Source organism: Paenibacillus sp. 481 (assembly GCF_021223605.1).
Classification (GTDB): Bacteria; Bacillota; Bacilli; order Paenibacillales; family Paenibacillaceae; genus Paenibacillus_B.
This window is the reverse complement of record NZ_CP075175.1, coordinates 1289466-1316070: the sequence shown is the minus strand read 5'-3', so window position 1 is coordinate 1316070 and position 26605 is coordinate 1289466. Positions and strand designations below refer to the sequence as shown.

The window sequence follows — 26605 nt, the reverse complement described above, 5'->3', positions numbered from 1 at the left end:
GGCCGTTACGCAGCAGGAGGTGACTTCCTACTCGAACGGATAAATATTTTGACGATTTCCACTATTGGAATAATGGAAAGGGCCGCGCCAATGACGATCAGCCACTGATTGCCCGTTAGCGGGGTAACGCTAAACAGATCGTTCAGGAACGGGAGCAAAATCACGATTAAGACGAGCAAGCCAGAAATAATCGCCGCATAGTTCATATATTTGTTCGAGAACAAGCCGATACGGAACAACGATTCATGATTGGAACGTACGTTATATGCATGCGTAAGCTGAAGTAAGCCTAACGTTGCAAATGCCATCGTAATCGCGACGGCTTCGGTATAATGCGTCAGCCCCCAATAATAGGTGCCGAGCGTCAAGGCGGCTTCAATCAAGCCTTGGTAAATGATGCTCGTGCCAACCCCTTCAGCAAAAATACTGCTCGTTGATGCACGTGGCGGCTGGTTCATAATGTTCGGCTCTGCCATTTCTAACCCTAAAGCTAAGGCTGGCAGGGTGTCGGTAACTAAGTTGATCCACAAAATATGGATCGGGGAAAGAATTTTCCAACTCAGCAAGGTTGCGATGAACAGGGTAACGACTTCACCTAAGTTGGCAGACAGCAAGAACTGAATCGTCTTGCGAATGTTGCTGTACACTTTACGTCCTTCCTCGACGGCGATAACGATTGTCGAGAAATTGTCGTCTGCGAGCACCATGTCGGAGACGCCTTTGGTTACTTCGGTTCCGGTGATGCCCATGCCGACGCCGATGTCGGAAGCTTTAAGGGCAGGGGCGTCGTTGACGCCATCGCCTGTCATGGCGACGACTTTGCCTCGTTTTTTCCAAGCTTGCACGATACGTACTTTATGTTCTGGCGATACGCGCGCGTAAACCGAATATTGGGTCACTTTTTCCGCAAAGTCTTGGTCGCTAATTTGGTTCAGCTCTGCGCCAGTGATGACGCCGCTCTCATCTTGAATGATGTTCAGCTCTTTTGCAATGGCAGCTGCCGTATCGCGATGATCGCCCGTAATCATAACGGGACGAATACCAGCAGCTTGGCAAATGCGCACCGCTTCCTTCACTTCTTCGCGCGGCGGATCAATCATACCGACGAGACCGATGAAGGTGAGGTCGCGTTCAACGACATCCGGTGACAAATCAGCCGGAATGGAAGGCTCATCTTTGTAAGCCAAAGCTAATACGCGCAGCGCTTTGCTGGCCATCTCTTTGTTCGCTGCTGCAATTTGCTGCCGATGCTCGGCAGACAAGGGCTCAGTGCGGCCATGTTGGAAAATGTGCGTGCAGCGCTCAAGCAGCACATCCGGTGCGCCCTTGGTCATGCTGCGGAAAGGCGTGTGTGCGGCTGACATATCATGAATCGTCGTCATCAGCTTCCGGTCCGAATCGAACGGAATTTCCGCTTTACGTGGGAAGCGCTGCTCGCCTTCGCGCTTGTCGAACCCTTTGTTATAGGCAAAGTCGACGAGTGCGGTTTCGGTTGGATCACCGATTAACGAGATGCCTTTACCGTGTTCACCTTCACCTGCAACCTTCGAGTCGTTGCAGAGCGTCATGACTTGGACAAATGCCTCGTAGCCTGGCAACTGATCGCGAGCGGCTTCTACCTCTTCCGCCGCAGTCACCTTGCCGTCTACATAAATGCGTTGGACGGTCATTTTGTTCTGCGTCAGTGTACCCGTCTTATCGGAGCAAATAATTTCCGTACTACCAAGCGTCTCGACCGCAGGTAGCCTACGAATAATCGCCTTGCGCTTCGCCATTCTTTGCACGCCGAGCGCTAATATAATCGTGACGATCGCAGGCAAACCTTCTGGGATCGCGGCAACGGCCAATGAAATGGACGTTAACACCATTTCCAATAAGTCGCGGCCTTGCAGCCAGCCGATGATGAAAATGAGGATCGCAACCGCAATAATAATAATCGTAAAATATTTGCCCAACTCGTTGAGCTTTTTTTGCAGGGGAGTGACATCGGTATCTTCTTGGGAAATAAAGCTGGCGATTTTCCCAACTTCAGTCTGCGTTCCTGTCGACGTGACGACGCCGACGCCACGGCCGTACGTGACACTGCTACTCATATAGGCCATATTTTTACGGTCGCCGATCACGATGTCGGCTTTTTCTAACGGATCGACTTGTTTCTCAACAGGTACCGATTCCCCCGTTAACGCGGCCTCCTCGATTTTGAGCGAGGCGGATTCAATCAGGCGCATATCGGCAGGTACAACGTTGCCGGCTTCCAACAACACAATGTCCCCAGGCACAAGCTCTTCCGCCTTGACTGTACGAACTTGCCCCTGCCGCTGTACGGCGGCACTCGGGGAAGACATCTGCTTGAGCGCGGACAACGCTTGCTCCGCCTTGTTCTCTTGGATGACGCCTAAGACGGCGTTCAACACGACGACGAACAAAATAATAATCGAATCGGCAATCTCGCCGAGTACACCTGCCAGCACCGCCGCCACGAGCAAAATAATGATCATAACGTCTTTAAATTGCTCGAGTATACGGGCTAGAATCGATTTGCGCTTCGCCTCTTGCAACATATTTTTGCCGTAACGTTCTTGGCGGGTTACTACCTCGGTGTCGCTTAATCCCTCATTGGAAGTTTGCAATTGGGATATGCTTTGCTCGACGGTTAGCGTATGAAACGGATGCTCGGTGTTACTATGTTCATTTGGATGTTGGCTCTGATTTTGGTTGTGATTCAACTCGCTCTGCTCCATTCCTGTCATCTCCTATCTTGTACTAGTGTGAAAATTAAAGCTTAAAAATATGTACTCGTGAAAATACAAATACACATGCGTAACGTGCAATTGGCTGGAAACCGATGTATGATAAAAGAGAGAGATAAACATAAGCGAGCGAGTGCAAAAGCGTATTTGCTCCAGTTTGTAAGCGCTTAGCTAAGACAACATGGGTTAAAGGAGAGAACATCATCATGAAAGAAGCAAAGCAAACATTCTGGAAAGAAGCGGTTGTGTATCAAATTTATCCGCGCAGCTTTAAGGATAGTAACGGCGACGGAATCGGGGATTTGCAAGGTATTATTTCGAAGCTAGACTATTTGAAAGAGCTGGGCATTAACGTCATTTGGCTTTCTCCGGTTTACAATTCGCCCAATGATGATAACGGTTACGACATTAGCGACTACCGTGCGATTCATGAGGAATTCGGTACGATGGCAGACTGGGAAGAGCTAATTGAAGGCATGCACCAACGGGGAATCAAGCTTGTGATGGACTTGGTTGTGAACCATACGTCGGATGAGCATAATTGGTTCGTATCGTCCCGCGAAGCAGATAGCCCTTATCGTGATTATTATTATTGGCGTGCAGGCAAGGATGGCTTTGAGCCGAACAACTGGACGTCGGTATTTAGCGGTTCTGCTTGGGAGTATGATGAGCGTTCAGATGAATACTTCTTACACTTGTTCTCGAAAAAGCAGCCCGACTTAAATTGGGAAAACCCACGCTTGCGTGCGGAAATATATGAAATGATGCGCTGGTGGCTCGATAAAGGGGTTGACGGATTCCGTATGGACGTCATCAACTTTATTTCGAAGACGCCGGGGCTGCCTAGTGTTGGTGATGATCGCTACGCTTGGGGTGGCGAGCATTTTATGAACGGACCAAAGTTGATGGAGCATCTGCTTGAAATGAAGCGTGAGGTGCTTGATCGCTATGATGAGGTATTAACGGTCGGTGAAATGCCGGGCGTAAACGAAATACAGGCGCAAGAAATTACGGATGAACATGATGGCGCGCTTAATATGGTGTTCCAATTCGAACACGTTGATATTGGTTCCGGCCCAGGTGGCAAATGGGACTTAGCACCGTGGACGCTGCACCAGTTGCGCGGTATTTTGCATAAATGGCAAGTCGGCTTGGCGGATAGAGGCTGGAACAGCTTGTATTTGAACAACCACGATCAGCCGCGGATGGTGTCGCGTTTTGGCGATGACGGTCAATATCGTGGCGAGTCAGCTAAAATGTTAGCGACACTGTTGCACACGCTGAAAGGCACGCCATACATTTACCAAGGCGAAGAGATGGGCATGACGAACGTGCGTTTTGATAGCATCGCGCAGTACAAAGACATCGAGACGCTGAACATGTACAAGGAAGCGGTAGAACAGCACGGCAAACATCCAGCTGATGTGATGCAGTCTATCTATGTCAAAGGACGCGATAATGCGCGTACACCTGTGCAATGGGATGAGAGCGAGCATGGCGGCTTTACAACAGGTACACCTTGGCTGGAAGCGAATCCGAATTATAAGGCGATCAATGCGAAGCAAGTGCTTGCCGATCCGAATTCGATTTTCTATTACTATCAAGCCCTTATCCGTCTGCGTAAGCAGCATCCAATTATGGTATACGGTGACTACCGTCTCTTCTTGGAGCACGATGACAACATTTACGCATACACGCGTACGTGGGAAGGAAAGACGTGGGTCGTGGTGCTTAACTTTGCGAAGCATGATGTGGCGTTCCATTGTCCAGCGGAGTGGAAGGGTCAGAGCTTCACGCGTGTGATCGGCAACTATGACGATATACCGTTCGCAACACTCGAAGATGCAACATTGCGTCCGTTCGAGGCGTTGGTGTTGGAAATCGTTTAATTGTTTAGGTAATGGATATAGTTAGTGTGGTTTATAACGTTAATACGATTAGTGTGGTTAGAGCCTCAGCCGTTAGGTTGAGGTTCTAACCTTTTTTTTATGGGGGAAATAGGTTGGGATCTAAATATATAAGTCTATTTTACCGATGATTATGAAAGTAGTGGGTGAAAATACCTATTTTTAATACGCAGAAGTTATAAAGAGAACAGAAGGGGTTGTATGGCAGTTGAAGACCACTATACAAGTTATCATTATCATTATTTTGCTAGGCGTTATTAGTACGATGGGTGTATATATTTATAACGAGCTTGAGGACAAAAAGCGAATTTACGTTCAATCCACGAAGGTTAATCAGCAGCCAACTGTTGAAAAAGAAGCTCGATCAGAAGTTAAAAAGCCCGAAAAGCCCGAAAAGTCCGAAAAGCCTGCAGAAGCAACGGCAACAGCTAAGGTTAAAGTTGAAAAGCCTGCTGCTGATGTACAGCTACCTATAGATGTAAAGAAAAAGAAGGCAAGTGATAAAACAGCTAGTGAAAATCCGCTATGGATCAGTAATGATCAAATAAGAGAAGCTATTAAAGCGGGTAAAAGATATGATTATAGAGATCGTTTTAAACTGCCAGTTGTTGAGGACCAAATAGATGGAGAGATTTATGAAGCATATATTTCAACTCCTTACTATAGAGCTGCTCAAAAGTCGTATATCGAATATTATCATAAAGATAGGACCATAACTGTGGCGGAAGTTAGGAAAAATGTACGTATGGATAGGATTATACTAGAAATTCATTTTAGACATAACGCAAAGTTTTACGCAGTGAATTTGTTTCAAGATGGAAATGAAGTTGAAATTAGCGATGTCGGAAATTCACCATCAGAAAACAATTTTAAGTTAGTATATATTGACCCTGAGGCATTTATTTTTGATGACCCTATGCTTGTAAAAGTGTTTGCAAAAGATGATCCAAGTCAGTATAAGACATTTGAACTCATCCTGTCGGATTATTTGAAATAAACTTAATTGAGCTATTTTAAAAAACAGCGAGCGGATAATGCATCTTTCCGAGGCGCTGTTTTTTATTGCGCACTCATAATATCTCTATAAAGCGGTGCTTTTTAATGGATAATATTGTTTACACTCTTGGGATACATTGATAAAATTATTTAAAATAAACGTGAACGACTACACATTGTAAGAAGGGAGCTAAATTGCCTTGGTTCCAGCCCCCATCCGTACTTTACGATCTGAAATTGAGCATCAAATGAAAACGCATAACTATAGATTGATCCAATTAAGTCAAAAGTCAGGATTAATGAACGGTCATTTAAGTTTAATATTGAATGCAAATCCACCCCGTCCGATGACGATTAAGCAGTTAGATGCTATTGGTCGGGCTTTTGACCAGCCGGAAGGTTGGCTTTATGAATTGTACCCTGAAGAATGTTTCCGTCATGAAAAATTATCACGGCCCCGTGTTATTCCGTATTTCATTCGATGTGTTCAAATTGGTCGTTTCGATTGTGTCGAGGCGGTCGTATCGATAATGCTGGAAGATCTAAAAAGCTCTTTGTCGATTCTATTTGAAGTCGCAGAGCAGTTATTTCATAACGACTCGAAACAGGAGTCCATTCCTTTTTATAAGTATGTCATTGAGAATGAAAGAAACAACTTTTCGGATATATTTGTTATGAGTCAATATCGCTATTTTGTTGCTTCGCAAGGATTGGATGCCGAAGAGAATTGGAAAGCGGTCATTCGCTTTGAACCGTATCGGAAGCGGTTACCGGAAAATATACAGCTGGATGCGCACCTCAAACTAGCTAATCTGTGCTTTACGCTGCAAAAGTGGAAGGACCTGGAGCGGTATGCTGATGAGTTGAGGGGATTGGCTATTGTATTACATGAAAATGAATTGCGCAAAAAGAAAAGCAAAAAGATTACCGAGTCACTAAAAGCAACGTACCATTTAGTAGCGTATTATGGGCAGGGTTTCCTATTGAAAGCATTGGCCCTCGAAAATCAAGAATGTTATGAGGAATCAAAAAAATATACATTAGGTTATGCTGACCTTAGTGAGTTTGAATTATTAAATGAAATAGGACGTTCAGAAGTTCAAAAGTTCCAAGTGTGGGCAAAATCAAACTTGTATCGATTAGAACTATTGATGGGTAATATGGCCATTCTAAATGATTATGTTAATTTTTTAAAGGTACATACTAAAGAGTTGTTTCCTGCATTACTAACCATCGTAAAAATGGCGAATAGACATCAATTTGATATTGAGCATATTTTAGAACAATTTTCTGATGAAATTAATCAATTTAACATGTATGAAGATATATTTAATAAGGATCGTAATATTCAATTCACATTCGATATGTCCATCTATTACTTCAATCGAAAAAAGTATATTGAAGGACTAGACAAGCTCTCCCATTGCCTTACTTTATGCCAAGGGATGAATAGTAACAGAGCTTTCTTAATAGAATGTATTAAGCTACATGAAGAATATAGTTTGAAAGTTGACGAGGATCAAACTTACTAATAGGTAAGAGTAGGAATAAATTGAGATTTAATAATGTACGTAATTACTGTAAGAAGGGAGCTTATTGTATTGGTTCCAGCCCCCATCCGTACTTTGCGATCTGAAATTGAACATCAAATGAAGATTCACAACTATACACTGAGCAAATTAAGTCAACAATCCGGAATAAATAATGGTCATTTAAGCTTAATCCTGAACGCAAACCCGCCCCGCCCGATGACGATTAAGCAGCTAGATGCAATTGGAAGAGCCTTTGACCAGCCGGAAGGTTGGCTTTATGAGCTGTACTCTGAAGAATGTTTTCGTCATGAAAAAGTATCACGCCCCCGTGTTATCCCATATTTCATTAAGTGTGTTCAAATTGGTCGTTTCGATTGCGTCGAGGCGGTCGTATCGATAATGCTGGAAGATCTAAAAAGCTCTTTGCTGATTCTATTTGAAGTCGCTGAACAGCTATTCCATACGGGGCTGAAACAGGAATCCATTCCTTTTTATCGGTATGTCATTGAGAATGAAAGAAATAACTTTTCGGATATATTTGTTATGAGTCAATATCGCCTTTTTGTTGCTTCACAAGGGTTGGATGCTGAGGAAAACTGGAGAGCGGTCATTCGCTTTGAACCATATCGTAAGCGGTTACCGGAAAATATCCAGCTGGATGCACATCTTAAATTAGCTAACCTATGTTTTACGCTTCAAAAATGGAAGGACATGGAGCGGTATGCCGACGAATTAAGAGAACTCGCAACCATTTTATATAAAAATGAGCTGCGAAAAAAGAATAGTGATAAGATTTCGGAACCTCTGAAAGCAACATATCATTTGGTTGCTTATTATGGATTAGGTTTTCTTTTAAAAGCACTAGCTTTAAAACATCAAGGGTTTTATGAGCAATCGAAAGAATATACACTAGGTTATGCTGATCTTAGTTGGTTTGAAACCCTAGATGAGACAGGGCAATTTGAAGTTAAAAGGTTCCAGTTGTGGGCCAAAGGAAATTTGTTCACATTAGATATGCTAATTGGAAATATTGGTGTTCTGCCTGATTATTTGCAGTATCTAAGGGTTAATCCACATGAGATTTTGCCTGGATTAGTGACGATCGTTAAAGCGGCAAATATGCACACTTTTCAAATCGAAGATGTTTTACATGAGTTCTCATATGAAATAAGTCGATTTGATAAATATGAGGATGTCTTTAAAAGAGGATTGCATTTACGCTTTAGATTCGATTTAGCTACATACTATTTTCAAAGAGGGAAGTATGTAGAAGGGATAGATACTATTTCTTTCTGTATCGCTTTGTGTCAGGGAATGAATAGTGATGAGACGTTCTTATTGGAGTGTATCAAATTATATGAAGAACATAAATTTAAGACTTAGACTTGATCGAGATAATATGTGATTATAAAGTGAAATTGATCATTTTCACACTCTCTCTTTCTTTATTGAAGTAGAGTGATAAAATTATAGAGAAGTGTACCGGTTAATTTTGGTGCGTGTAGAAATTAATAATATATGAGAACTTTGACTATTGTTTAGAAGGGAGCTACTTATCTTGGTTCCAGCCCCCATCCGTACTTTGCGATCTGAAATTGAACATCAAATGAAGATTCATAACTATAGATTGATCAAGTTAAGTCAAGAGTCCGGAATAATGAACGGTCATTTAAGCTTAATATTGAATGCAAATCCACCTCGTCCGATGACGATTAAGCAGTTAGATGCTATTGGAAGGGCCTTTGACCAGCCGGAAGGTTGGCTTTATGAGCTGTATCCTGAAGAATGCTTTCGTCATGAAAAAGTATCACGGCCCCGTGTTATCCCGTATTTCATTCGATGTGTTCAAATTGGCCGTTTCGATTGCGTCGAGACGGTCGTATCGATAATGCTGGAAGATCTAAAAAGCTCTTTACCGATTCTATTTGAAGTCGCTGAACAGCTATTCCATACGGGGCTGAAACAGGAATCCATTCCTTTTTATCGGTATGTCATTGATAATGAAAGAAATAACTTTTCGGATATATTTGTTATGAGTCAATATCGCCTTTTTGTTGCTTCACAAGGGTTGGATGCTGAGGAAAACTGGAAAGCGGTCATTCGCTTTGAACCATATCGTAAGCGGTTACCGGAAAATATTCAGCTGGATGCACATCTTAAATTAGCTAATCTATGTTCTACCCTTCAAAAGTGGAAGGACATGGAGAGGTATGCCGATGAATTGCGGGAATTGGCAATTGCTTTATACGAAAATGAATTACGTAAAAAGAAAAGCACAAAGGGTGTTGAGCCTCTAAAGGCAGCGTATCATTTAGTAGTATATTATGGTCACGGATTCCTTCTAAAAGCAGATGCCTTATCAAAACAAGAACGTTATGAACAAGCAATAGAATACACGTTAGGCTACGCTGATCTTAGTTGGTTTGAAGTGCTAGATGAATTAGGAAGATCTGAAATTGAAAAATTCCATTTATGGGCTAAGGCTAATTTATATAACTTAGATTTAATGGTTGGTAGAATCGGTGTTTTGCCTGAATATATACAATTTATAAAGGAAAATCCACAAGAGATTTTGCCTTCATTGTTATGCATTGTTAAGTCTGCAAATAAATATAAATTCCATATTGAAGATGTATTAAATTTATTTGCTAATGAGATAAGTCATTTTGGTAAATATGAGGACATATTTAATAAGAATCGAAATTTGCGCTTCAGATTTGAGTTGTCTGTATATTACTTTCAAAGAGGAAAATATGTGGAAGGTCTAGATAACATCTCTATGTGTATTGATTTGTATCAGGAAATGAATAGTGATCAGGCGTTCTTAATGGAATGTATAAAGTTATATGAGAAACATTCGTCTAAGACTAAGGAAGAACAAAAGTAGAGGACGGTTTGTCCTATACAATTGTCGTCAATCTATTAAGGAATAAACTTCCGACTTGTAGAGGGCGATTTTTTGTATTTCTATGGTTAAAGATTTAATAAAAACAACATGTATAGGATTCTATTAGTAAGTTAAGATGTATTAGAATGAGTTTATAAAGTACGGACATGGATTTTAAATGATGATATCGAAATATAAATGATTATCTAGCGATGGATCTCACTTGAGTAAGATTTAAACATCGCATGGATAATTTTGTTTACACTCGCAGAAGGTGTTGGTAAAATGAATTTAAAATTATCGTTGGAATAAAATAGTGTAAGAAGGGAGTTTATTGTCTTGGTTCAAGCACCTGTCCGTACCTTACGATCAGAGATTGAACATCAAATGAAACTACATAACTATACATTAAGTAAATTAAGTCAAGAATCAGGAATAATGAACGGCCATTTGAGTCTAATCTTAAATGCAAATCCACATCGTCCTATGACGATTAAGCAGCTAGATGCATTAGCAAAAGCTTTTAACCAGCCTCCGGGATGGCTTTATGATATGTATCCTGATGAATGCTTTCGTAATGAAAAAGTATCACGGCCTCGAATAGTCCCATATTTAGTTCGCTGCGTTGAAGTTGGTTGTTCGGATTGTATTGATGCAGTCGTATCTAGAATGCTGGATGATTTAAAAAGTTCCCTACCGATTTTATTCTCTGTCGCAGAACAATTGTTTCATAGCGGAGCAAAGCGGGAATCGATTCCTTTTTATCAGTACGTAATTGATAATGAAAAGAACAACTTTGCGGACTTATTTGTCATGAGTCAATATCGTGTGTTTGTTGCTTCACAGGGAATCAATGCAGAGGAAAACTGGAAGGCAATCATTCGTTTTGAGTCATATCGAAAGCGGTTACCGGAAAATATTCAGTTGGATGCGCTTCTAAAGCTGGCTAATTTATGTTTTACGCTTCAGAAGTGGGGGGATATGGAGAGGTTTTCCGACGAGTTAAGGGAGTTAGCGACAATTTTATATAAGGAAGAGTTGCGCAAAAGTATAAATAATATGTCTTATAAGATTATAAATACAACGCATCACTTGGTTGTGTATTATGGTAATGGTTTCTTGCTGAAAGCGGTGGCACTAGAAAATCAGGGTCATTATAAAGAGGCTAAAAGCTATACGTTAGGTTATGTTGACCTTGGTTGGTTTGAGCTAATGGATGAAAGAGGACAAATAGCAGTACAAAAGTTTAAATTATGGGCTGCTGCTAATTTATATAATTTAGACTTGTTGATTGGTAAAATAGATATACTACCTGAATATTTGCAGTTTTTAGAGAAAAATCCTCAAGAGCTATTGCCTTCATTACTAAAAATTATTAAGTCGGCTAATTTACATAGGTTTCAAATAGAAGATATAATTCATAGATATTCTAAAGAAATTATTCAGTTTGAAAATTACCAAGATGTAATTAGTAAGGGATTACATGTGCGCTTTAGATTTGAATTAGGATCCTACTTTTTTCAAAAAATGAGATTTATTGAAGGGTTGGACAATATTATGTTGTGTCTTGCGTTATGTCAAGGTATTAACAGTGACAAACTTTTTATAAAATGTGTTAAAGTCTACGAGGAGTATAAGAGTTATGCAACGGAGGAACAAAAACAAACCTATAAAAAAATCATCGAGGAGGCATAATGATGAGAGTATGTTTGCTTTCGTTGCTCCTATTGCTAGCGCTTTTTTTTGGTGATGCTTTAGTAAATAGTCAAGTGAATGTGGTTGAAATGGGCGTAACAAGTATAAAACTTGCAGATAATGGGGTAGGAGGATATCAGTAATTTTAGCACTCTTCGGAGTGCTTTTTTTATTCTCCTATATTTTTTAGTCATCAAAATCTAGGAGGCTGGTATAAAGTGGATTTATAAATTGTAAAAGGGAGGTATATATGATTAGTGGAGATTTAACAAAGAACGTTCCTACGCTTGATGGGCTTCGACAGCTGGCAGGAGCAGTTTGTTGCACTCCATCCCATTCATTCGCGAATGGAAATGAAGCACACGGAAGTGTTCTTACACAAGTCATACAGAAGACGGAAGTATTACGGAATCAACTGGTACAGTTAGTGTTGCAAAAAGATAGTTTTGTCGACGATGATGTCTTGAAGTTAAGTCAAGATTTAGATCAACACATCATGTTGATTCAGAAAAAGATAGGGAGGGTGAATTGAAATGAATCGTTGTCGTAAATGGCTTATACACTATCGCGGGTCGATGACCCAAAAGGAAGTAGCTGCTTTGTCCATGATTGAGCGTAGCTCTTACTCTAATATTGAGCGGGGCAGACGTGATCCAAGTGTTCAAGTAGCGAAGCGCATTGGACAAGTTCTGGGATGTGATTGGAAACTCTTTTATGAAGATATTAATCCAATTATGGGTACAGAAGAAAAGGCCATGCTTATTGGTAGTAAGCACAGCCATAATTAATAAAACATCCAATTAATATAATACTCCAAGTTACGTACAAAATGTAGCTTCAGTTTGAAGTGCAATTTTCACCACGAGTTACTTTACAGCTTTGCAACCCTTTTAAATATACCCATGAACAGCATTTTATAAGAAGGCATTTGCTTATTTTTAAAAACTTATCAAACGTATACTATATACTTCAATCTCTCACTACTATGTGTCAATTAGCAACCTATTAGCTGAGAGTTGTGAATTCAAGCACTCTATGGAGTGCTTTTTTTTGTTTGGGTTGACTAGTGTTGAATACGGGCAGGTCATACTGCTTGTGTGAATTGGTGATAAATGCGGACTTCCTGGCTGAAAAACAAAATTGGCGCTCATTTATTTTTATGTAAACTTTACAAGTGAAAAACGTTCTCGACACAAAATGTGCGATATAATGTTTGGTGTGGAAGACACATTTTGCTAGGGAGGTTTCACTGTGAAAAAACGCGTATGTATGACGCTATTGCTAGGAATGTCGCTGCTGATTAGTTCAGTTGCAAGTGCCCGTCCAGCATCGTTTCAAGACACCGAGCCAAATAACACCAAGAGTCAAGCCAATGTCATTACTGCTCACGCTGCGGTTAGCGGCAGTTTTAAGACAGAGGGTGATATTGTTGATTATTTTGCCTTCACAGCGCCTAAATCAGGAAAGCTTCTTATCATTTTGCAACCCGTATTTACAAGCGATCCTTACAACCTACACCTTGAAGATGCAGACAAGACGTTAGCTTCAGATACCGCAGATGGCTCAACTGAGTTGAGAAGATTAGTTAAACTTGATGTGGAAGCAGGAAAAAAATACTACATCAAAGTGGACCCTGTTGAGAAACCTGCAACGCATTACAACGGTTATCACTTATCTACTAGCTACTTACAATAAGAAGGTTCACGCCCTAGTGATTAGGGCGTTTTTTTATTTCATTAGGAGGCGAATTATCGACAGGAGGTTGATTTTCCCAATCAATAAGATGGATAATGGAAATTAACTGCATGAGAGAGGAAGCCTTCAGCTGTGAAGCTACTTCGAGGTCAAAAGGTTAATGTCACGAAAGGCAGAAATGTAACGAATATCGCCTAAATATCGGGTGGGAATCGTCGGTTGCGCAAATGGAAATTGACGGAGCGGCCTGTTTGCATGATGTGCCATTATTACATAAAAGAATAGCGTATACGTCGTTACAGCGGAATATAAATGAAAACATAACACGTTTAAACGGAAATGAAATCGTTTCCATTAGGGTCGGTGAAATCATTCTACTATGTTGTGAAAAAGGAGTGGGTCGTAATGAAGCTCACGTATATCAAAGAGTTTTGTTTGTTTTTTGATATTATGTTGACGATGCTGATCGGGCTCGTCTGTCTTGGGGCTACGATTCCGTTTATGGGCAGCGGATCGACTTGGATCGCCCTCTTGATCGGTATGCTGGCGTATGCGCTGAGCGAGTATGTGATTCATCGGTTTTTGTTCCATTTAAAACCGCCGCGCAACGCTTTTTTACTAAAAATGCTCAAGCGCCTTCATTACGACCACCATGTGGAGCCGGAAAATGTGAAGCTACTGTTTTTGCCTGTGTGGTACAGCTTTCCGCTTATTTTTATTGCAGGCTGCCTTGGTTTTGCGATAACGAGCGAGCTTAGCTTAGCCGTTGCCACGGTTACAGGCGTCATTTTCTATATGCTCTACTATGAATGGGTACATTATCGTGCACATCGCCCGATCAAGCCCATCACTCCGTGGGGGCGCTATATGAAAAAAATTCATTTATGGCATCACTTTAAAAATGAGCATTTCTGGTTCGGTGTTACGAATCCTGTTATCGATATGGCGTGCGGCACGTACAAGGATGAAAAGACCGTCACCCGTAGCGATACCGTGCGCGATTTGGAGAAGGGTAGCCTTGATAGCCCTAGTAGCCCTAGTAGCCCTAGTAGCTCTGGTAGCCCTAGTAGCTCTGGTAGCCCTCCATCATAGCTACGTTTTTTCACGGTAGGATGTCCCTAGATGTTCTCCCAACGAATAATAGTGCCGAAAATTATAAATCAGCGGGTTCCATTTTGCAGGGTCGATCTGATTGCTGTTCTGCACAAGTTCATCGTGCGCATGCACGTGCTCAACCTGCGTTTCAACGATGGAAAAGTACGGCGCATAGTCCGGTATGCTAATCCGTTGGACGGTGCACTCCATTTGAATGGGGCACTCTGCAATCCGCAGCGGTGCTACTGTAGTGGAGGCCAACGCCGTTAGTCCGGCGGCCGCGAATTTGTCTTTTTCATATCGAATGCCTAGCGGCAGCTTGTAATCGGGAACTGGATATTTACCCGTCAGCGGGGCCAGCAGCTCTACCTGTTGCCACAACGAATGGTCGGGGACATTAATGACGAGCTGGGGTGTGCGCTGCAAGTTCTCTAGTGCTTTGCCGCCAAGTCCGATCCCAAGGACGATGTTGCGACCGAGTGCCCATGAGGATGAAAGCGGGCTAATGTTAGTCGTTCCGTCCTCATTTTGCGTGGTGACGAGAATGACGGGCATGCCGTAATACAATATTTTTGGATCGATGGAAATGGGTTGGTGTGTAGTTGCTGGCATATGAAAAAATCCTCCTAATGTATCGAGCACCTCGTAGTATGTGCTGCTCAATGTCGTTTACTGTTGCTCATTGCTGCTCATTTTTGCTGTTCCCATTGTAGTACGCCAATGTTTCAATTATCATCGAAGTATGCCGTGCATATAGGAGGAAAATTCCATGGTTGTGCCTATGCTGCCGTTGCCCGCTAAAGTGGCTACCGTGGCTGCCTTACTAGCAGACTCCTCCCGTACCGCAATGCTCACCCATTTGCTCGACGGTCGTTATCATGCGGCAGGAGAACTCGCGGGAGTGGCAGGAATTACGGCTCAGACAGCCAGCTTTCATCTTGCTAAAATGAGTGAATCTGGACTCGTAATCGCCGAGAGACACGGGCGGCACCGCTACTATCGGATCGGCGATTCAGTAGCGGCGGAAATCATCGAACAGCTGCTGTCGGCTGCTGGTGCCGACTCGACGAACATCACTTCGCTGAAACAGTCCGAGCAGATGAAAAAGCTTAGCCAAGCTAGAATTTGCTATGATCATTTGGCAGGGAATATCGCCGTACAAATGATCCGGTCACTAGAGGAGCGTAACATCGTCGTAAAGGTTGACATGCGCTATGACGTAACCGCGAATGGAGACCTTTTTTCCAAAAAAATGGGACTCGATTTAGACATCTTGCGCAAAAAACGTCGGACCTTTGCACGCTGCTGCCTCGATTGGACCGAACGTGAGCATCATTTGGCGGGCTCGTTAGGTCAAGCGCTAACCGAGTGGATGCTGGAAAAAGAATGGATAATCCGTGATGGAGCAACTCGTGCTGTCTATGTGACAGAAGCGGGAGCACGGGGGATTGCAGCAATGTTCCCAAGCATGAAGAAGGAAAATGAATCTTTTTAAAGAATAACAAAGAATGGTTGTTTCAGCTGGAACCGCAGCCGGCAGCCGATCATGACTAGGAGGAAATCACCCATGAATAAATTCAGTGAATTTCAATATGAGCGTCCTGATTTGCAAATAATTGAACAACGGTTCAAACAACTCGTCGAGCAATTTAGCAGCGCAGACAGCTTTGCTGCTCAAGATCAAGTGATGACGCAAATCAATAAGTTGCGGAGTGAAATCGGTACGCAAATGACGATTGCGAGCATTCGTCACTCGATTGATACGAATGATGCTTTTTACAAGGCAGAGCAGGACTATTTCGATGAAATTGGTCCAGTCGTACAAGAGTATGTAACCGATTACTATCGTGCATTAGTCGAGTCCGCATTCAGAACTGAATTGGAGCAAAAATGGGGCAGCCAACTGTTCAAGCTGGCAGACCTTTCATTAAAAACGTTCAAACCTGAAGTGATTGAAGATTTGCAGTTGGAAAATAAACTTTCAACGGAATACGCACAACTGATCGCTTCCGCTAAAATCTTATTCGAAGGTGAAGAGCGGACGTTGTCGCAGCTCACTCCGTTTGAAGTGTCCACGGATCGGGATGTTAGACGCCGTGCTGCTGAAGCTAGATATCAATTTATGACCGATCACGAGGCGGATTTCGACCGTATATATGATGAACTCGTTAAAGTACGTACCCAAATTGCGAAGAAATTGGGCTACACGAATTTTGTGGAGCTAGGTTATGCACGCATGAGCCGTACGGATTATAACGCAGAGATGGTGGCGAACTTCCGTAAACAAGTGTTGGAGTATATTGTGCCTGTCACAACGAAGCTTGCGGAACGCCAACGCCAACGGATTGGTGTCGATGAATTCTTGTACTACGATGAGGAATTCAAGTTCAAGTCCGGCAACGCAGCACCAAAAGGCGATCCGGATTGGATCGTTCAGAACGGCGCTAAAATGTATGCTGAATTGTCCCCAGAACTCAACGAGTTCTACTCTTTTATGGTAGACAATGATTTAATGGATCTGCTGAGCAAAAAGGGCAAGCAAGGCGGCGGCTACTGTACATACATTGAAGATTATCGAGCGCCGTACATTTTTGCGAACTTTAACGGCACTTCCGGCGATATTGACGTTCTGACGCATGAAGCGGGCCATGCTTTCCAAGTGTATGAGAGCAGACACTTTGATGTGCCGGAATATAATTGGCCAACGACGGAAGCTTGTGAAATTCACTCGATGAGTATGGAGTACTTTACTTGGCCGTGGATGCAGCTGTTCTTTGAAGAAGATACCGATAAATACAAGTACTCACATTTGTCAGGGACGCTGATGTTCATCCCTTATGGTGTGTCCGTTGACGAATTCCAGCATTTTGTATATGAAAATCCAGATGCTACACCAGACGAGCGTAAGCGTGCATGGCGTGAGATTGAGAAGAAATACTTGCCGATGCGCCATTTCGAACAAAATGATTATTTGGAGCGTGGTGGTTACTGGCAAAGACAGGCCCACATTTTCCAGAATCCGTTCTATTATATTGATTACACGTTGGCAGAAATTTGTGCGATGCAATTCTGGAAGCGAATGCATGAAGATTGGAAGCCAGCATGGGAAGATTATTTGACGTTGTGCCGTGCGGGTGGAAGCCAGTCCTTTACGGAGTTGGTAAAGCTGGCGGGTCTTAATTCCCCGTTTGAGGATGGTTGTGTGGAATCGGTTATTGGTGATATCGAGACATGGCTGAATGGGGTAGACGATTCGAAGTTATAGGTTATAGGCAATTACACCGGAAACTGGAGCTACCCGCTCCGATTTCCGGTGTTTCTATTTGTGTGCGGTATTCGAATCGCAATAGGCAGTCCGTTTATTAAGCAGCATCGTCATGAAGCGGGATGACATCTTTCGGATTCAGGTATATCGTCTTCAACTGTCCGCTACAACTAGGCTCGTACGCCCGATGCAAATGATCGGCATAGACGCGACAGCCTGCGATGTCCATTTCAAAGCGAGTAATGTTGCCGAGCATGGACACGTGGTCAATCGTTCCCGTTAAGGCGTCGCCATACGGAATCGGCTCCTCGCTTAGTGTTTCTGGACGAATTGCGTACCGTAGTGCTTGTTCGGCTTGTGCTGCGCAGTGGGGAGCTAATCGTTCCAGCTCTGCACGGGACAACACATTGTAGTTGCCGATGAAGCGGGCCACAAAAGAGCTGCGCGGGCGCGTATAAATGTCGTGCGGGGAGCCGAACTGTTCCATTTTTCCGGCGTTCATTAAATAAATGCGGTCGCTAATGGACATCGCTTCTTCCTGATCATGCGTCACGAGCACGGTCGTCATATTTAATTCGCGCTGAATATCGCGCAGCTGCTTGCGCAAATGTTTACGAATTTGCGCATCAAGGGCGCTTAGCGGCTCGTCGAGCAGCAGCACTTTCGGCTTCAGCACGAGCGAGCGCGCGAGCGCAACGCGTTGCTGCTGTCCGCCGGATAGCTCGCGCGGATAGGCGCGTTCCTTGTCTTCTAGCCCGACGAGCTGAATCATGTCAGCTACTTCCTGCTTGATGGCGGCGGGCGGTAGCTTTTTCATTTGTAGGCCGAAGGCGATATTTTCGGCAACCGTTAAGTTCGGAAATAATGCATAGGATTGAAAGACCATGCCGATCTCACGATCCTTTGCAGGCAAGCTCGTAACATCTTGTCCGGCGATGTGAATTGTGCCGCTGTCCGGCGTCGTTAAGCCGGCTATAATGCGTAGGAGCGTACTTTTGCCGCAGCCGCTCGGGCCGAGCAGTGTAATTAATTCACCGTGTTCACATTGTAGTTGAAGGTTATGCAGCACCGTCTGTTTGCTGAATGATTTCGTTAGTTGCTGAATCGAGACGTAGCTCATCGCAATGCCCTCCTTTTTGACTCGGTTGATTTTGCTGATCTTGTTGAACGTACCGATCCTATCGCTGCTGTCGATCCTGTCGTTCCGAGCTTTAATAGCAGCGTACTAATAATGGCCATGCATACAAAATAAGTGACCACGATCGCGCTGGACATATGCCCACTCTTACTGATGACCCCGTACAAATAAATTTGCAGCGTTTCAAACTTGCCGCCCACTAACATATTAATAAGTACAAATTCGCCAAACAGCATGGAAAATGAAAGCAATCCAGCAACGAGGATGCCTGGCATGATGTTAGGCACGATAATGCGCACGAAGGCGCGCAATCGGCTAGCACCAAGCAACTGTGCTGCTTCCATCAGTACCGCAGCGTTGATCGTGCGCAAGCTGTTGCTCACCGCTTGGTAGATGAACGGTAGCATAGCTACAACATACGCGCCGATAATAATGAGCAGCATGGATATACCTTTGCCCGCATAGGCGCGAATCAGGCCAACGGCCATAATGACGCCAGGCAATGCATAGCTAGCCATGACTAGACTTTGAATGGCGCGCTCCAAGCGTGGCGCGTACACCATGATGGTGAAGATAGCTGGCACAGTGACCAGCAACGCGAGCAGTGTCGCCCCGCCGCTTAAGAGCAAGGAGCGGCTAAACGATTCGATAAAGCGCATATCTTGAAAGAGTTGCGCGTACCAGTTCAACGTGAGCCCTTCAGGCAACACGGTTGTATTCCAAGTTGTCGCGAACGAATACAACACAGTCGCGGCAATAGGCAAGAACAAATAAATAGCAGCGATAACGAGCATGACATGATGGATTCGCACATGCAGCCGGAAACGCGGCGCAGCTGAGGATGAAATCTCATTCATCGCAAATCCCTCCGAATCCGGCGTGTCAGCCATTCATTCAACAGTAGAGCCGTGACAAGGGTCAGCCCAAGCGCAGTTGCTAGTGCGCTGCCCAACTCAGGCCGCGCAAACACATCACCCGACACCAAGTTGCTAATGCGAATCGGAACCAAGTTATACGTGCTGCCTGTGAGTGCATAGGCGGTTGCGTACGCCCCCATTGCATTAGCAAACATGATGCTGAACGTGCCCGCAATGCTAGGCAGCAGCATCGGTGCTCCGATGCGTAGCCAGAACTGATACGAGGAAGCACCAAGCAAAGTTGCCGCTTCCTTCCATTGTTCTTGAATACCGTGATATATTGGATATAGCAGCAAAATACCTAATGGTAGTTGAAAATATACATAAATAACAGTTAATCCGCCCCATGAATACAAATTGAACGATTGTCCCAAATCGATGCCGAAAGAGCGAAACAGTAGGGTAAACAAGCCACTGTTGCCGAGCAGCACAATAAAGGCGAATGCAAGTGGGATTCCCGCAAAATTTGACGTCAAATTGGTTAGTACAAGGATGCGCTCTTGCACGTACTTCGGAAACTTTGTTACACCGTAAGCAGCAAACACGGAGACCATAATGCCCATTACCGCCGACCAACAGGCGATGAGCATGCTATTTTGCAACGCTTGTGTGTAATAAGGATTGCCGAAGATTTCAGCGTAATGGTCAAGCGTCCAACCGCCTCCACCTTCAACTTGAAAGCTGCCTAACAACATAAATAGCAATGGAACACACATAAACAATAGAATGAAGCTGAAAAAAGGGACGAGTGTCGCAATTAGCATCCCATTCCATTTTTTCATCGTGAGGCCTCCTGCATGTAAAATGTAAAATGTGAAAATAGCAAGTTGTAAGTTGTAAGTTGCAAGTTATACGCTCACAGCGTTAATAGAAAGCTCCTGCTGCTTGCAGCTTCGTTAAGGGCACCATCGCCTCCGCTGGCTTGATGTCCAGCAATCGACATGCGAGAGGAGCAATCTCCAGCTGTGGCAGCGTGATATCGTACACGCCTGACTTGACCTGCTCGCTTATGATAAACAGCGGCACATGCCGTTCGGCGTCGGTTGTACCGCCGTGATTGCTATCGGCGTTCATCCCATGGTCTGCTGTCACGATAATTTGATAGCCCATGTTGATCCAGGCTGGTAGAGTGCTGGCAAGCAGCACATCGGCTGTAATCACGTGGTTCCGATACGATGCCGACTCTCCACCGCCCGTAAAGCTGTGCCCAGCATGATCAATGTTCATCGAATGAACGTACAACAAATCAGGCTGCGCTAACTGAAGCAAGAAATGTGCATCCGCAAACAGATGCGAATCGGGGTAATGGTCCTCCCAGTAAAACAGTCCATGATCGATGGCCAGCCCAGTATGAAGCTGAATCCGATCGGCCGCGCGGTTGAACGGAGCGCGATTGTACAATTCGCTTACCCAGTAATAGGCGGCAGCAGCGTTCGTTCGCCCATGCTGGCGCGTTAAGTGAAATAGGCTTTGCTCATGCGACAAGCGCACCGTATCGTTCGTCGTAATGCCATGCTTCCAGACAGGAGTGCCTGTCAGAAGGACTTCATAGAGTGGCCGTGACAAGCTAGGCAGCTCAGATTGTACGCGAAAGCGGGCGGCTAGCCCTTGTTCGACCAGATGATGCATAAAGCCCATGCGCTGCACGGCTGCATCATAACGCAATCCGTCCAGCATAATGAAAATTAATTTATCGCTCGCCCGATTCAGCAAGCCATTCGATACATGAGCGTTATCGCTATTTAACATGAATAAGCACCTGCTCTTGCCACAGCTGTGGCAGTTGTTTGGTCATCGCTTCCCACGCTTTCATATCTTGAACGGGACGAGCATTCACGTACATGTCATTCGGTAGCAGCTTAAGCAGCGCGTCATCCGGCAGTTTGGCGTTAGCCCGAATCGGGCGTGCGTAGCCGCGTGCTAAGTTGGCTTGCCCTCGGTCCGATAAGATGTATTCCCGTGCCAACATCGCTGCATGCGGATGCTTGGCATACTTATTAATGATCGTTGCGTAACCGCTTGTAACCGATGCTTCTTGTGGAATAACGACCTCAAAACGCTTCTTATCAATCGAATCACGATAATTTAAAGCGTTGAAATCCCAAAGCAGTCCAACTTCGACTTCGCCTTTTTCCAAATTGGCAGGACTTGCGTCGATAGGGCTAATTCGACCGGACTTTGCTAGTTCCGCATAAAAGTCCAACCCTGGCTGAATATTTTTTTCATCGCCACCGAACGCATAAGCTGCTGCCAACACGGCAAATTGAGCCTGATTTGCTTTCATGACGTCGCCGATTGCGACTTTGTAGCTACCATTTTTCAGATCTGCCCACGATGTAGGTGGTTGTTTTACTTTATTTTTATCTGTAATAAAAGCGAGTGTGCCTGTATAGCCGAGTAGCCAATGCCCCTCTTCATCTTTTGCCCAGTTAGGGATGTCGTTCCAGTAGGACGTTTTATAGGGCAAAGTGATGCCTTTCTCTTTAGCAAGTGGTCCAAACGCGATGCCAACATCACCGATATCGGCGGTAGCGTCATTTTTTTCAGATTCAAATTTGGCTAGTTCTTCTGCACTGGACATATCCGTATCGACATGTTTCAACCCGTAAGTCGTCTGTAGATCTTGCCAAGTTTGTACCCAGTTCGCCCACGAGTCGGGCATGCCAACCGAATTCACTTCACCTTCTTTTTTGGCCTGTTCCACGATTTGCTCTAAAGTCAGCTTGGAAAAATCAATCGCTTCGCTCGGGTTGCTCCCGCTGTTGCTACTCATGGAGCAAGCCGTTAACACAGTTGTGCATACGATAATGATTAATAGAAAGCGAACAACGAATGTCTTATCCATGATGAAAAAGTCTCCTTTACCCTTTTTTAGTCGTGTGAATGTAAGAGGAAATGACATCAATCTGAACGCGATCATCGTACCGGACCAAAGTCAATTCCACATCAACGCGAGGTGAAGAGTTTGTAAAGAGGCATTATCGATATAATCCTAAGCGAATGGTAGCGCTTACTTTAGCCTATTCGGCCCGTGTTGTTTTATGCTTAGAGACAGACTGGCATCATTTAGTAATCCACAAGAGCGGACAGCATTTGACATTAACTTCGGATAAGTAAGATGTGACCAGTGAGAGAGGAGGGAAACATATCGTACACGTATAAGATGCATGTCTGGAAAGGTTGTTGCTGTCGTATGCATTTACAAAAACTTTAATTCATGATTACGGAAGGTGTTTTAAAATGGAGCATGGCAAAATGAGTCAAATAGGAACAGAAATAGAGTTTGATGGGGAGCGTGGCACAGCTATGAAACACGGGCGTGAGCACCGTGAAACGCAGATGCGTTATATGGGAATTATTGATGTCGGTTCCAATTCTGTGCGGCTAATGATCGTGAAGTACAATGAGCATTATTTTCAAGTGGTATATCAATGGAAAGAAGTTGTGCGCTTGGGCGATGAGTTTGATGCTCATGGTGCGATTCCTGAAGCAAAAATCGACAAGCTTATTTCAATTTTGCATTTATTTAATCAAATGTGTAGCAAATATAAGCCATACCAAATGCATGCAGTGGCGACAGCTGCTCTGCGCAGAGCTACTAACCGACGAGAAATTGTACGACGGGTTGAAAACGTCACTGGTGTAACACTCAATATAATCGGCGGCGAGTCCGAAGCGTATTTGGATTATGTAGCTGTCATTTCCACGATGAATATAAGTGATGGTTTGATGATGGACATCGGTGGGGGCTCGCTTGAGCTTGCGCTCATTCGTAATCGTGAACTTGTCGAAAGTTGTAGCATTCCAATCGGTGCTTTGACGATCGCCCAGCAATTTTCGGTGCAAGCACAATTGACTGAACAAGAAGAACAGCGGATCAGTCAGTTTATTGCGAATTGGCTGGAGCGGATTCCTTGGTTAGAAGAAGCACACGGATTGCCTCTCATTGGCTTAGGGGGGACGGTGCGCACACTTGCTAAGCTGGAATCAGCAGCAAGCCGCATTCCATTTCCTACCCTTCATCATCATGTTCTTCACGCCTCGTTTGTACAAAGCACGTTTGATTCACTTAAAAGGCTATCATTAGAAGAAAAAGAGCGTGTTTCGGGGTTATGTTCGGAGCGGGCAGATATTATAGTAGGGTCCTTACAGGTCGTTGCTCATGTTATGAACAGACTTCAAGCTCAATATCTCATCGTATGCCGTAAAGGTGTGCGTGACGGGATGATGTTTGATTTATTAAGAGCCGAAGGCATGACTGTGGAACAGCCGTTGTTGTTCTCGATTTACAATTTCAGACAGCGCTTGGAACTGCCTAATCAGTCTGGTGCGCACGTTCATCGTTTGTTCAGGATGTTAGTTCAGCAATGCGCTCCCGTACTTGGCCTTGAAGGGAACTGGACAAACATTATTCAAACAAGCGCCTTACTACATGATTGTGGCGAAGTCATCTCGCCTTTAGAGCGGGAAAGGCATGCGCTGTATATGCTTCTTAACGCTGACCTATATGGCTTGACGCCGCGTGAGCTTGTCCTAAGTGGTTGTATTGCCTCTATTAATCGACAATTAAAATTTGAACGAGCGTGGCGGGCATACGAGCCATTATTGTTGCCAGGCGACAAACGCGCCGTGCAAATGCTTGGAGCGCTGCTACGTTTAGCGGTAAGCTTTAGTGCTACTTCAGTGGTACATACCGTCAATTGTGTGATCGACCAGCATGAGGTTATCGTATACGTGCAGGCCGACACGCCGCCATTGTTGGAAGTAACAGAAGCATATGCCATACGTACAGGTTTTCGTAAGTTGTTCGACCGCTATCTCGTTATTATGGCTGACGTATCTCCGGCACTAATCTAGATCCAGTACTAATCTAGACGTACATCTAGCCATTATCTATGGGTATAAATAATACCGATGTTCAAGTGTGAATTATACTTGAACATCGGTACATGTATTCAATAATAATTATGCCGAATCGTTATCTTGCGTATTAAAGCCAAATCGGATCTTCGACCCTAATTGGCCGATTGTACTCGACTGGTAAGCCAGTTTCGTAGGATCGATTGCCGACAGCTGCTCGAAGTTGAGCTAAGCTTTCATCCACGTCTACGCGAGTTACGATATGGTCGGTTGTGCCGTGTTCCCATGCATGACGTGTTTCCCAGTAGTGAAGGGTAGCGGATAGTACACGTGCCGCATCTTTCGCAGCTTCTTCCCACATATCCCATATGCTTGTCGTGTACGTATCTCCTGTGCCTGTCGGATCTGGCCAAGCACGATGCGTCTCATTCAGAACATCATATGGCGGCACTTCACGCTTATACATCATCGGTTCGATTTGACCGAACGTCAGAACTCGCTTAATACCGCGCGGATCATGGAATAGCTTCTGCGCACGTATCATATCGCGATTCGCCTCATTCCAGTATTTGCGCTCGACATCGTACGCAAGTTCAGGATAATACTTGTGGGTCACCTTTTCAAATGCATCCACAACTTCCTCTGGAAATGTTCCATTTGTATCTATTTCGGTCCAGACAGGTGTTTGCCACGTTTCCAGTCCTAGCTTACGTTGTACAATTTGCGTATCCATCAAAATTTCAAAACGCTGATGATCCCATTTGCGGAAGCCAGAACGAACGAATACGTAGGGATGCATATGACGATCTAAAATATGATGCAATACGAAGCCCAACATATACACACAAGTTTCACGTTTCCTGTACTGTGCTGCATCGAGTAGATCTATAAGGACAGGACCACAATGCTTCGCATGCATTTCCGACCCTAATCGGTTCATGGTCTTATTGCGCTGCCAAGGAAAGAACTTATGATAGAATAAAAAGTCCGGTCCTTGGCAACCCATATTGAACAGTTGCTTGTGAGCAGGGGTGTTCAACCAGTGCGCCAATCCGGATGTTGTCAACGCTTCTTGCCCGAATAGCAAGTGCGTCCAAATGTTAGGCATAACCATCTCTCCAAATTTATAATCTCATCATCTTCACGATGAAGCCAACCTCATTTTTTGTCAACCGTGCAATAGTCACGGTTTTCATAGGTCCACCATGAAATTGCATAAATTTTTACAACAAATGTGGATGAAAATACAAATTAATAGACAATTTAGAGTGTATTTTCGATTTAATTATAAATCCGTTAGTGATTGTATGAATGGTTTTCAGTATAATAGTCTTGAAGAAGTGGGTGTATAGGACGTTCGAAATTTGTCGAACATACTCCCTCAGTGTCGGAAAGGGGCGAAAAATGTAAACATGAGAGCAGAATGGATTCATCCGTTTTTGCAATCCGCTTGTACGGTGATCGAACAAATAGTACAAGTTCGTCCGGAGCGGGGGGAGCTTGAAATGTTGGCTTGGAGCGGTGCGCACGACCTCCGTATCCAAATCGGCTTAACGGGTCAGTTGACGGGTCATGTTGTGTTCGGATTAAATGAAGAAGCTGCTTTAAAAATGGCTTCTGCCATGATGGGCGGCTTCCCATTACAAGCACTTGACGCGATGAGTGAGAGCGCTATCTCGGAGTTAGGAAATATGATTAGTGGCAATGCAACGACGTTGATGTACAATCAAGGGATACACGTTGATATTACGCCACCACAGCTACTATTGGCGGCTACGCCATCCTGCTCAACGGATAAAGTGCTGGCTATACCGCTGCTGATGGACGGCATTGGCCGTTTTGATGTTCTTATGCGTGCGGAGTAAGAT

The 26605-nt window shown here is 44.1% G+C and carries 23 protein-coding genes; 15 read left to right on the top strand and 8 right to left on the bottom strand.

What is annotated here, in order from left to right; translation table 11 throughout:
• Positions 1–5: 5 nt before the first annotated feature.
• A complete protein-coding gene (locus tag KIK04_RS05560) occupies positions 6–2741 on the bottom strand; it encodes a calcium-translocating P-type ATPase, SERCA-type (RefSeq protein WP_232277313.1) in 2736 nt (911 codons plus the stop codon).
• 215 nt (positions 2742–2956) lie between these two features.
• Here KIK04_RS05560 and KIK04_RS05555 point away from each other — a divergent pair, with 215 nt between their 5' ends.
• From KIK04_RS05555 to KIK04_RS05505, 11 genes are all read left to right on the top strand, one after another.
• Positions 2957–4639, top strand: coding sequence for a glycoside hydrolase family 13 protein (locus tag KIK04_RS05555; RefSeq protein WP_232277312.1), 1683 nt, complete (start codon positions 2957–2959; stop codon positions 4637–4639).
• Between the two features lie 226 nt (positions 4640–4865).
• Positions 4866–5654 (top strand): hypothetical protein, encoded by a 789-nt coding sequence (locus KIK04_RS05550; RefSeq protein ID WP_232277311.1) that lies wholly within the window; start codon positions 4866–4868, stop codon positions 5652–5654.
• Positions 5655–5853: 199 nt separating this feature from the next.
• The gene (locus KIK04_RS05545; protein ID WP_232277310.1) at positions 5854–7185 is read left to right on the top strand and encodes a DNA-binding protein; all 1332 of its coding nucleotides are present in this window, start codon (positions 5854–5856) and stop codon (positions 7183–7185) included.
• Positions 7186–7218: 33 nt separating this feature from the next.
• Positions 7219–8568, top strand: a complete 1350-nt coding sequence (locus KIK04_RS05540; RefSeq protein ID WP_232277309.1) for a helix-turn-helix domain-containing protein — start codon at positions 7219–7221, stop codon at positions 8566–8568.
• Positions 8569–8842: 274 nt separating this feature from the next.
• The gene (locus KIK04_RS05535) at positions 8843–10072 is read left to right on the top strand and encodes a DNA-binding protein (protein WP_232277308.1); all 1230 of its coding nucleotides are present in this window, start codon (positions 8843–8845) and stop codon (positions 10070–10072) included.
• Positions 10073–10411: 339 nt separating this feature from the next.
• Complete coding sequence (locus tag KIK04_RS05530) at positions 10412–11767, top strand: helix-turn-helix domain-containing protein (RefSeq protein WP_332329999.1); 1356 nt, start codon at positions 10412–10414, stop codon at positions 11765–11767.
• Complete coding sequence (locus tag KIK04_RS05525; RefSeq protein WP_232278898.1) at positions 11767–11910, top strand: hypothetical protein; 144 nt, start codon at positions 11767–11769, stop codon at positions 11908–11910. The genes KIK04_RS05530 and KIK04_RS05525 overlap by 1 nt, the downstream gene beginning before the upstream one ends.
• Before the next feature lie 107 nt (positions 11911–12017).
• Positions 12018–12299: an aspartyl-phosphate phosphatase Spo0E family protein gene (locus KIK04_RS05520; protein WP_232277307.1), complete on the top strand. Its 282-nt coding sequence runs from the start codon at positions 12018–12020 to the stop codon at positions 12297–12299.
• 1 nt (position 12300) lies between these two features.
• On the top strand, positions 12301–12555 hold the full coding sequence (locus KIK04_RS05515) for a helix-turn-helix transcriptional regulator (protein WP_232277306.1): 255 nt from the start codon (positions 12301–12303) through the stop codon (positions 12553–12555).
• A gap of 463 nt (positions 12556–13018) precedes the next feature.
• Positions 13019–13462 (top strand): hypothetical protein, encoded by a 444-nt coding sequence (locus KIK04_RS05510; protein WP_232277305.1) that lies wholly within the window; start codon positions 13019–13021, stop codon positions 13460–13462.
• 405 nt (positions 13463–13867) lie between these two features.
• Positions 13868–14554 carry a sterol desaturase family protein gene (locus KIK04_RS05505; protein WP_232277304.1) on the top strand — a complete coding sequence of 229 codons (687 nt, stop codon included), beginning with the start codon at positions 13868–13870 and terminating at the stop codon, positions 14552–14554.
• Here the strand turns inward: KIK04_RS05505 and KIK04_RS05500 are convergent, their stop codons facing one another.
• Positions 14555–15169, bottom strand: coding sequence for a flavin reductase family protein (locus KIK04_RS05500; protein WP_232277303.1), 615 nt, complete (start codon positions 15167–15169; stop codon positions 14555–14557).
• A 178-nt stretch (positions 15170–15347) separates the two neighbouring features.
• Here KIK04_RS05500 and KIK04_RS05495 point away from each other — a divergent pair, with 178 nt between their 5' ends.
• Positions 15348–16052 (top strand): ArsR/SmtB family transcription factor, encoded by a 705-nt coding sequence (locus tag KIK04_RS05495; RefSeq protein ID WP_232278604.1) that lies wholly within the window; start codon positions 15348–15350, stop codon positions 16050–16052.
• A 72-nt stretch (positions 16053–16124) separates the two neighbouring features.
• Positions 16125–17822, top strand: a complete 1698-nt coding sequence (locus tag KIK04_RS05490; protein WP_232277302.1) for a M3 family oligoendopeptidase — start codon at positions 16125–16127, stop codon at positions 17820–17822.
• A 97-nt stretch (positions 17823–17919) separates the two neighbouring features.
• On the opposite strand, the gene KIK04_RS05485 is transcribed toward KIK04_RS05490, so the two are convergent.
• The 5 genes from KIK04_RS05485 to KIK04_RS05465 form a co-directional block, all read right to left on the bottom strand.
• Positions 17920–18942 (bottom strand): ABC transporter ATP-binding protein, encoded by a 1023-nt coding sequence (locus tag KIK04_RS05485; protein ID WP_232277301.1) that lies wholly within the window; start codon positions 18940–18942, stop codon positions 17920–17922.
• A complete protein-coding gene (locus tag KIK04_RS05480) occupies positions 18939–19754 on the bottom strand; it encodes an ABC transporter permease (RefSeq protein WP_232278603.1) in 816 nt (271 codons plus the stop codon). Before KIK04_RS05480 ends, KIK04_RS05485 begins: the two co-directional genes overlap by 4 nt.
• A 59-nt stretch (positions 19755–19813) precedes the next feature.
• Positions 19814–20659, bottom strand: a complete 846-nt coding sequence (locus KIK04_RS05475) for an ABC transporter permease (protein WP_232277300.1) — start codon at positions 20657–20659, stop codon at positions 19814–19816.
• An 82-nt stretch (positions 20660–20741) separates the two neighbouring features.
• A complete protein-coding gene (locus tag KIK04_RS05470) occupies positions 20742–21626 on the bottom strand; it encodes an alkaline phosphatase family protein (protein WP_442951138.1) in 885 nt (294 codons plus the stop codon).
• Positions 21616–22722: an ABC transporter substrate-binding protein gene (locus KIK04_RS05465; RefSeq protein WP_442951137.1), complete on the bottom strand. Its 1107-nt coding sequence runs from the start codon at positions 22720–22722 to the stop codon at positions 21616–21618. The genes KIK04_RS05470 and KIK04_RS05465 overlap by 11 nt, the downstream gene beginning before the upstream one ends.
• Positions 22723–23132: 410 nt before the next feature.
• Between KIK04_RS05465 and KIK04_RS05460 the strand changes: the two genes are divergently transcribed.
• Entirely contained in the window at positions 23133–24734 is a 1602-nt protein-coding gene (locus KIK04_RS05460) for a Ppx/GppA phosphatase family protein (protein WP_232277299.1), read from the top strand.
• Between the two features lie 133 nt (positions 24735–24867).
• Here the strand turns inward: KIK04_RS05460 and KIK04_RS05455 are convergent, their stop codons facing one another.
• Positions 24868–25845, bottom strand: coding sequence for a zinc dependent phospholipase C family protein (locus tag KIK04_RS05455; protein ID WP_232277298.1), 978 nt, complete (start codon positions 25843–25845; stop codon positions 24868–24870).
• A gap of 304 nt (positions 25846–26149) precedes the next feature.
• Here KIK04_RS05455 and KIK04_RS05450 point away from each other — a divergent pair, with 304 nt between their 5' ends.
• Positions 26150–26602 carry a chemotaxis protein CheX gene (locus KIK04_RS05450; protein WP_232277297.1) on the top strand — a complete coding sequence of 151 codons (453 nt, stop codon included), beginning with the start codon at positions 26150–26152 and terminating at the stop codon, positions 26600–26602.
• Positions 26603–26605: the final 3 nt, after the last annotated feature.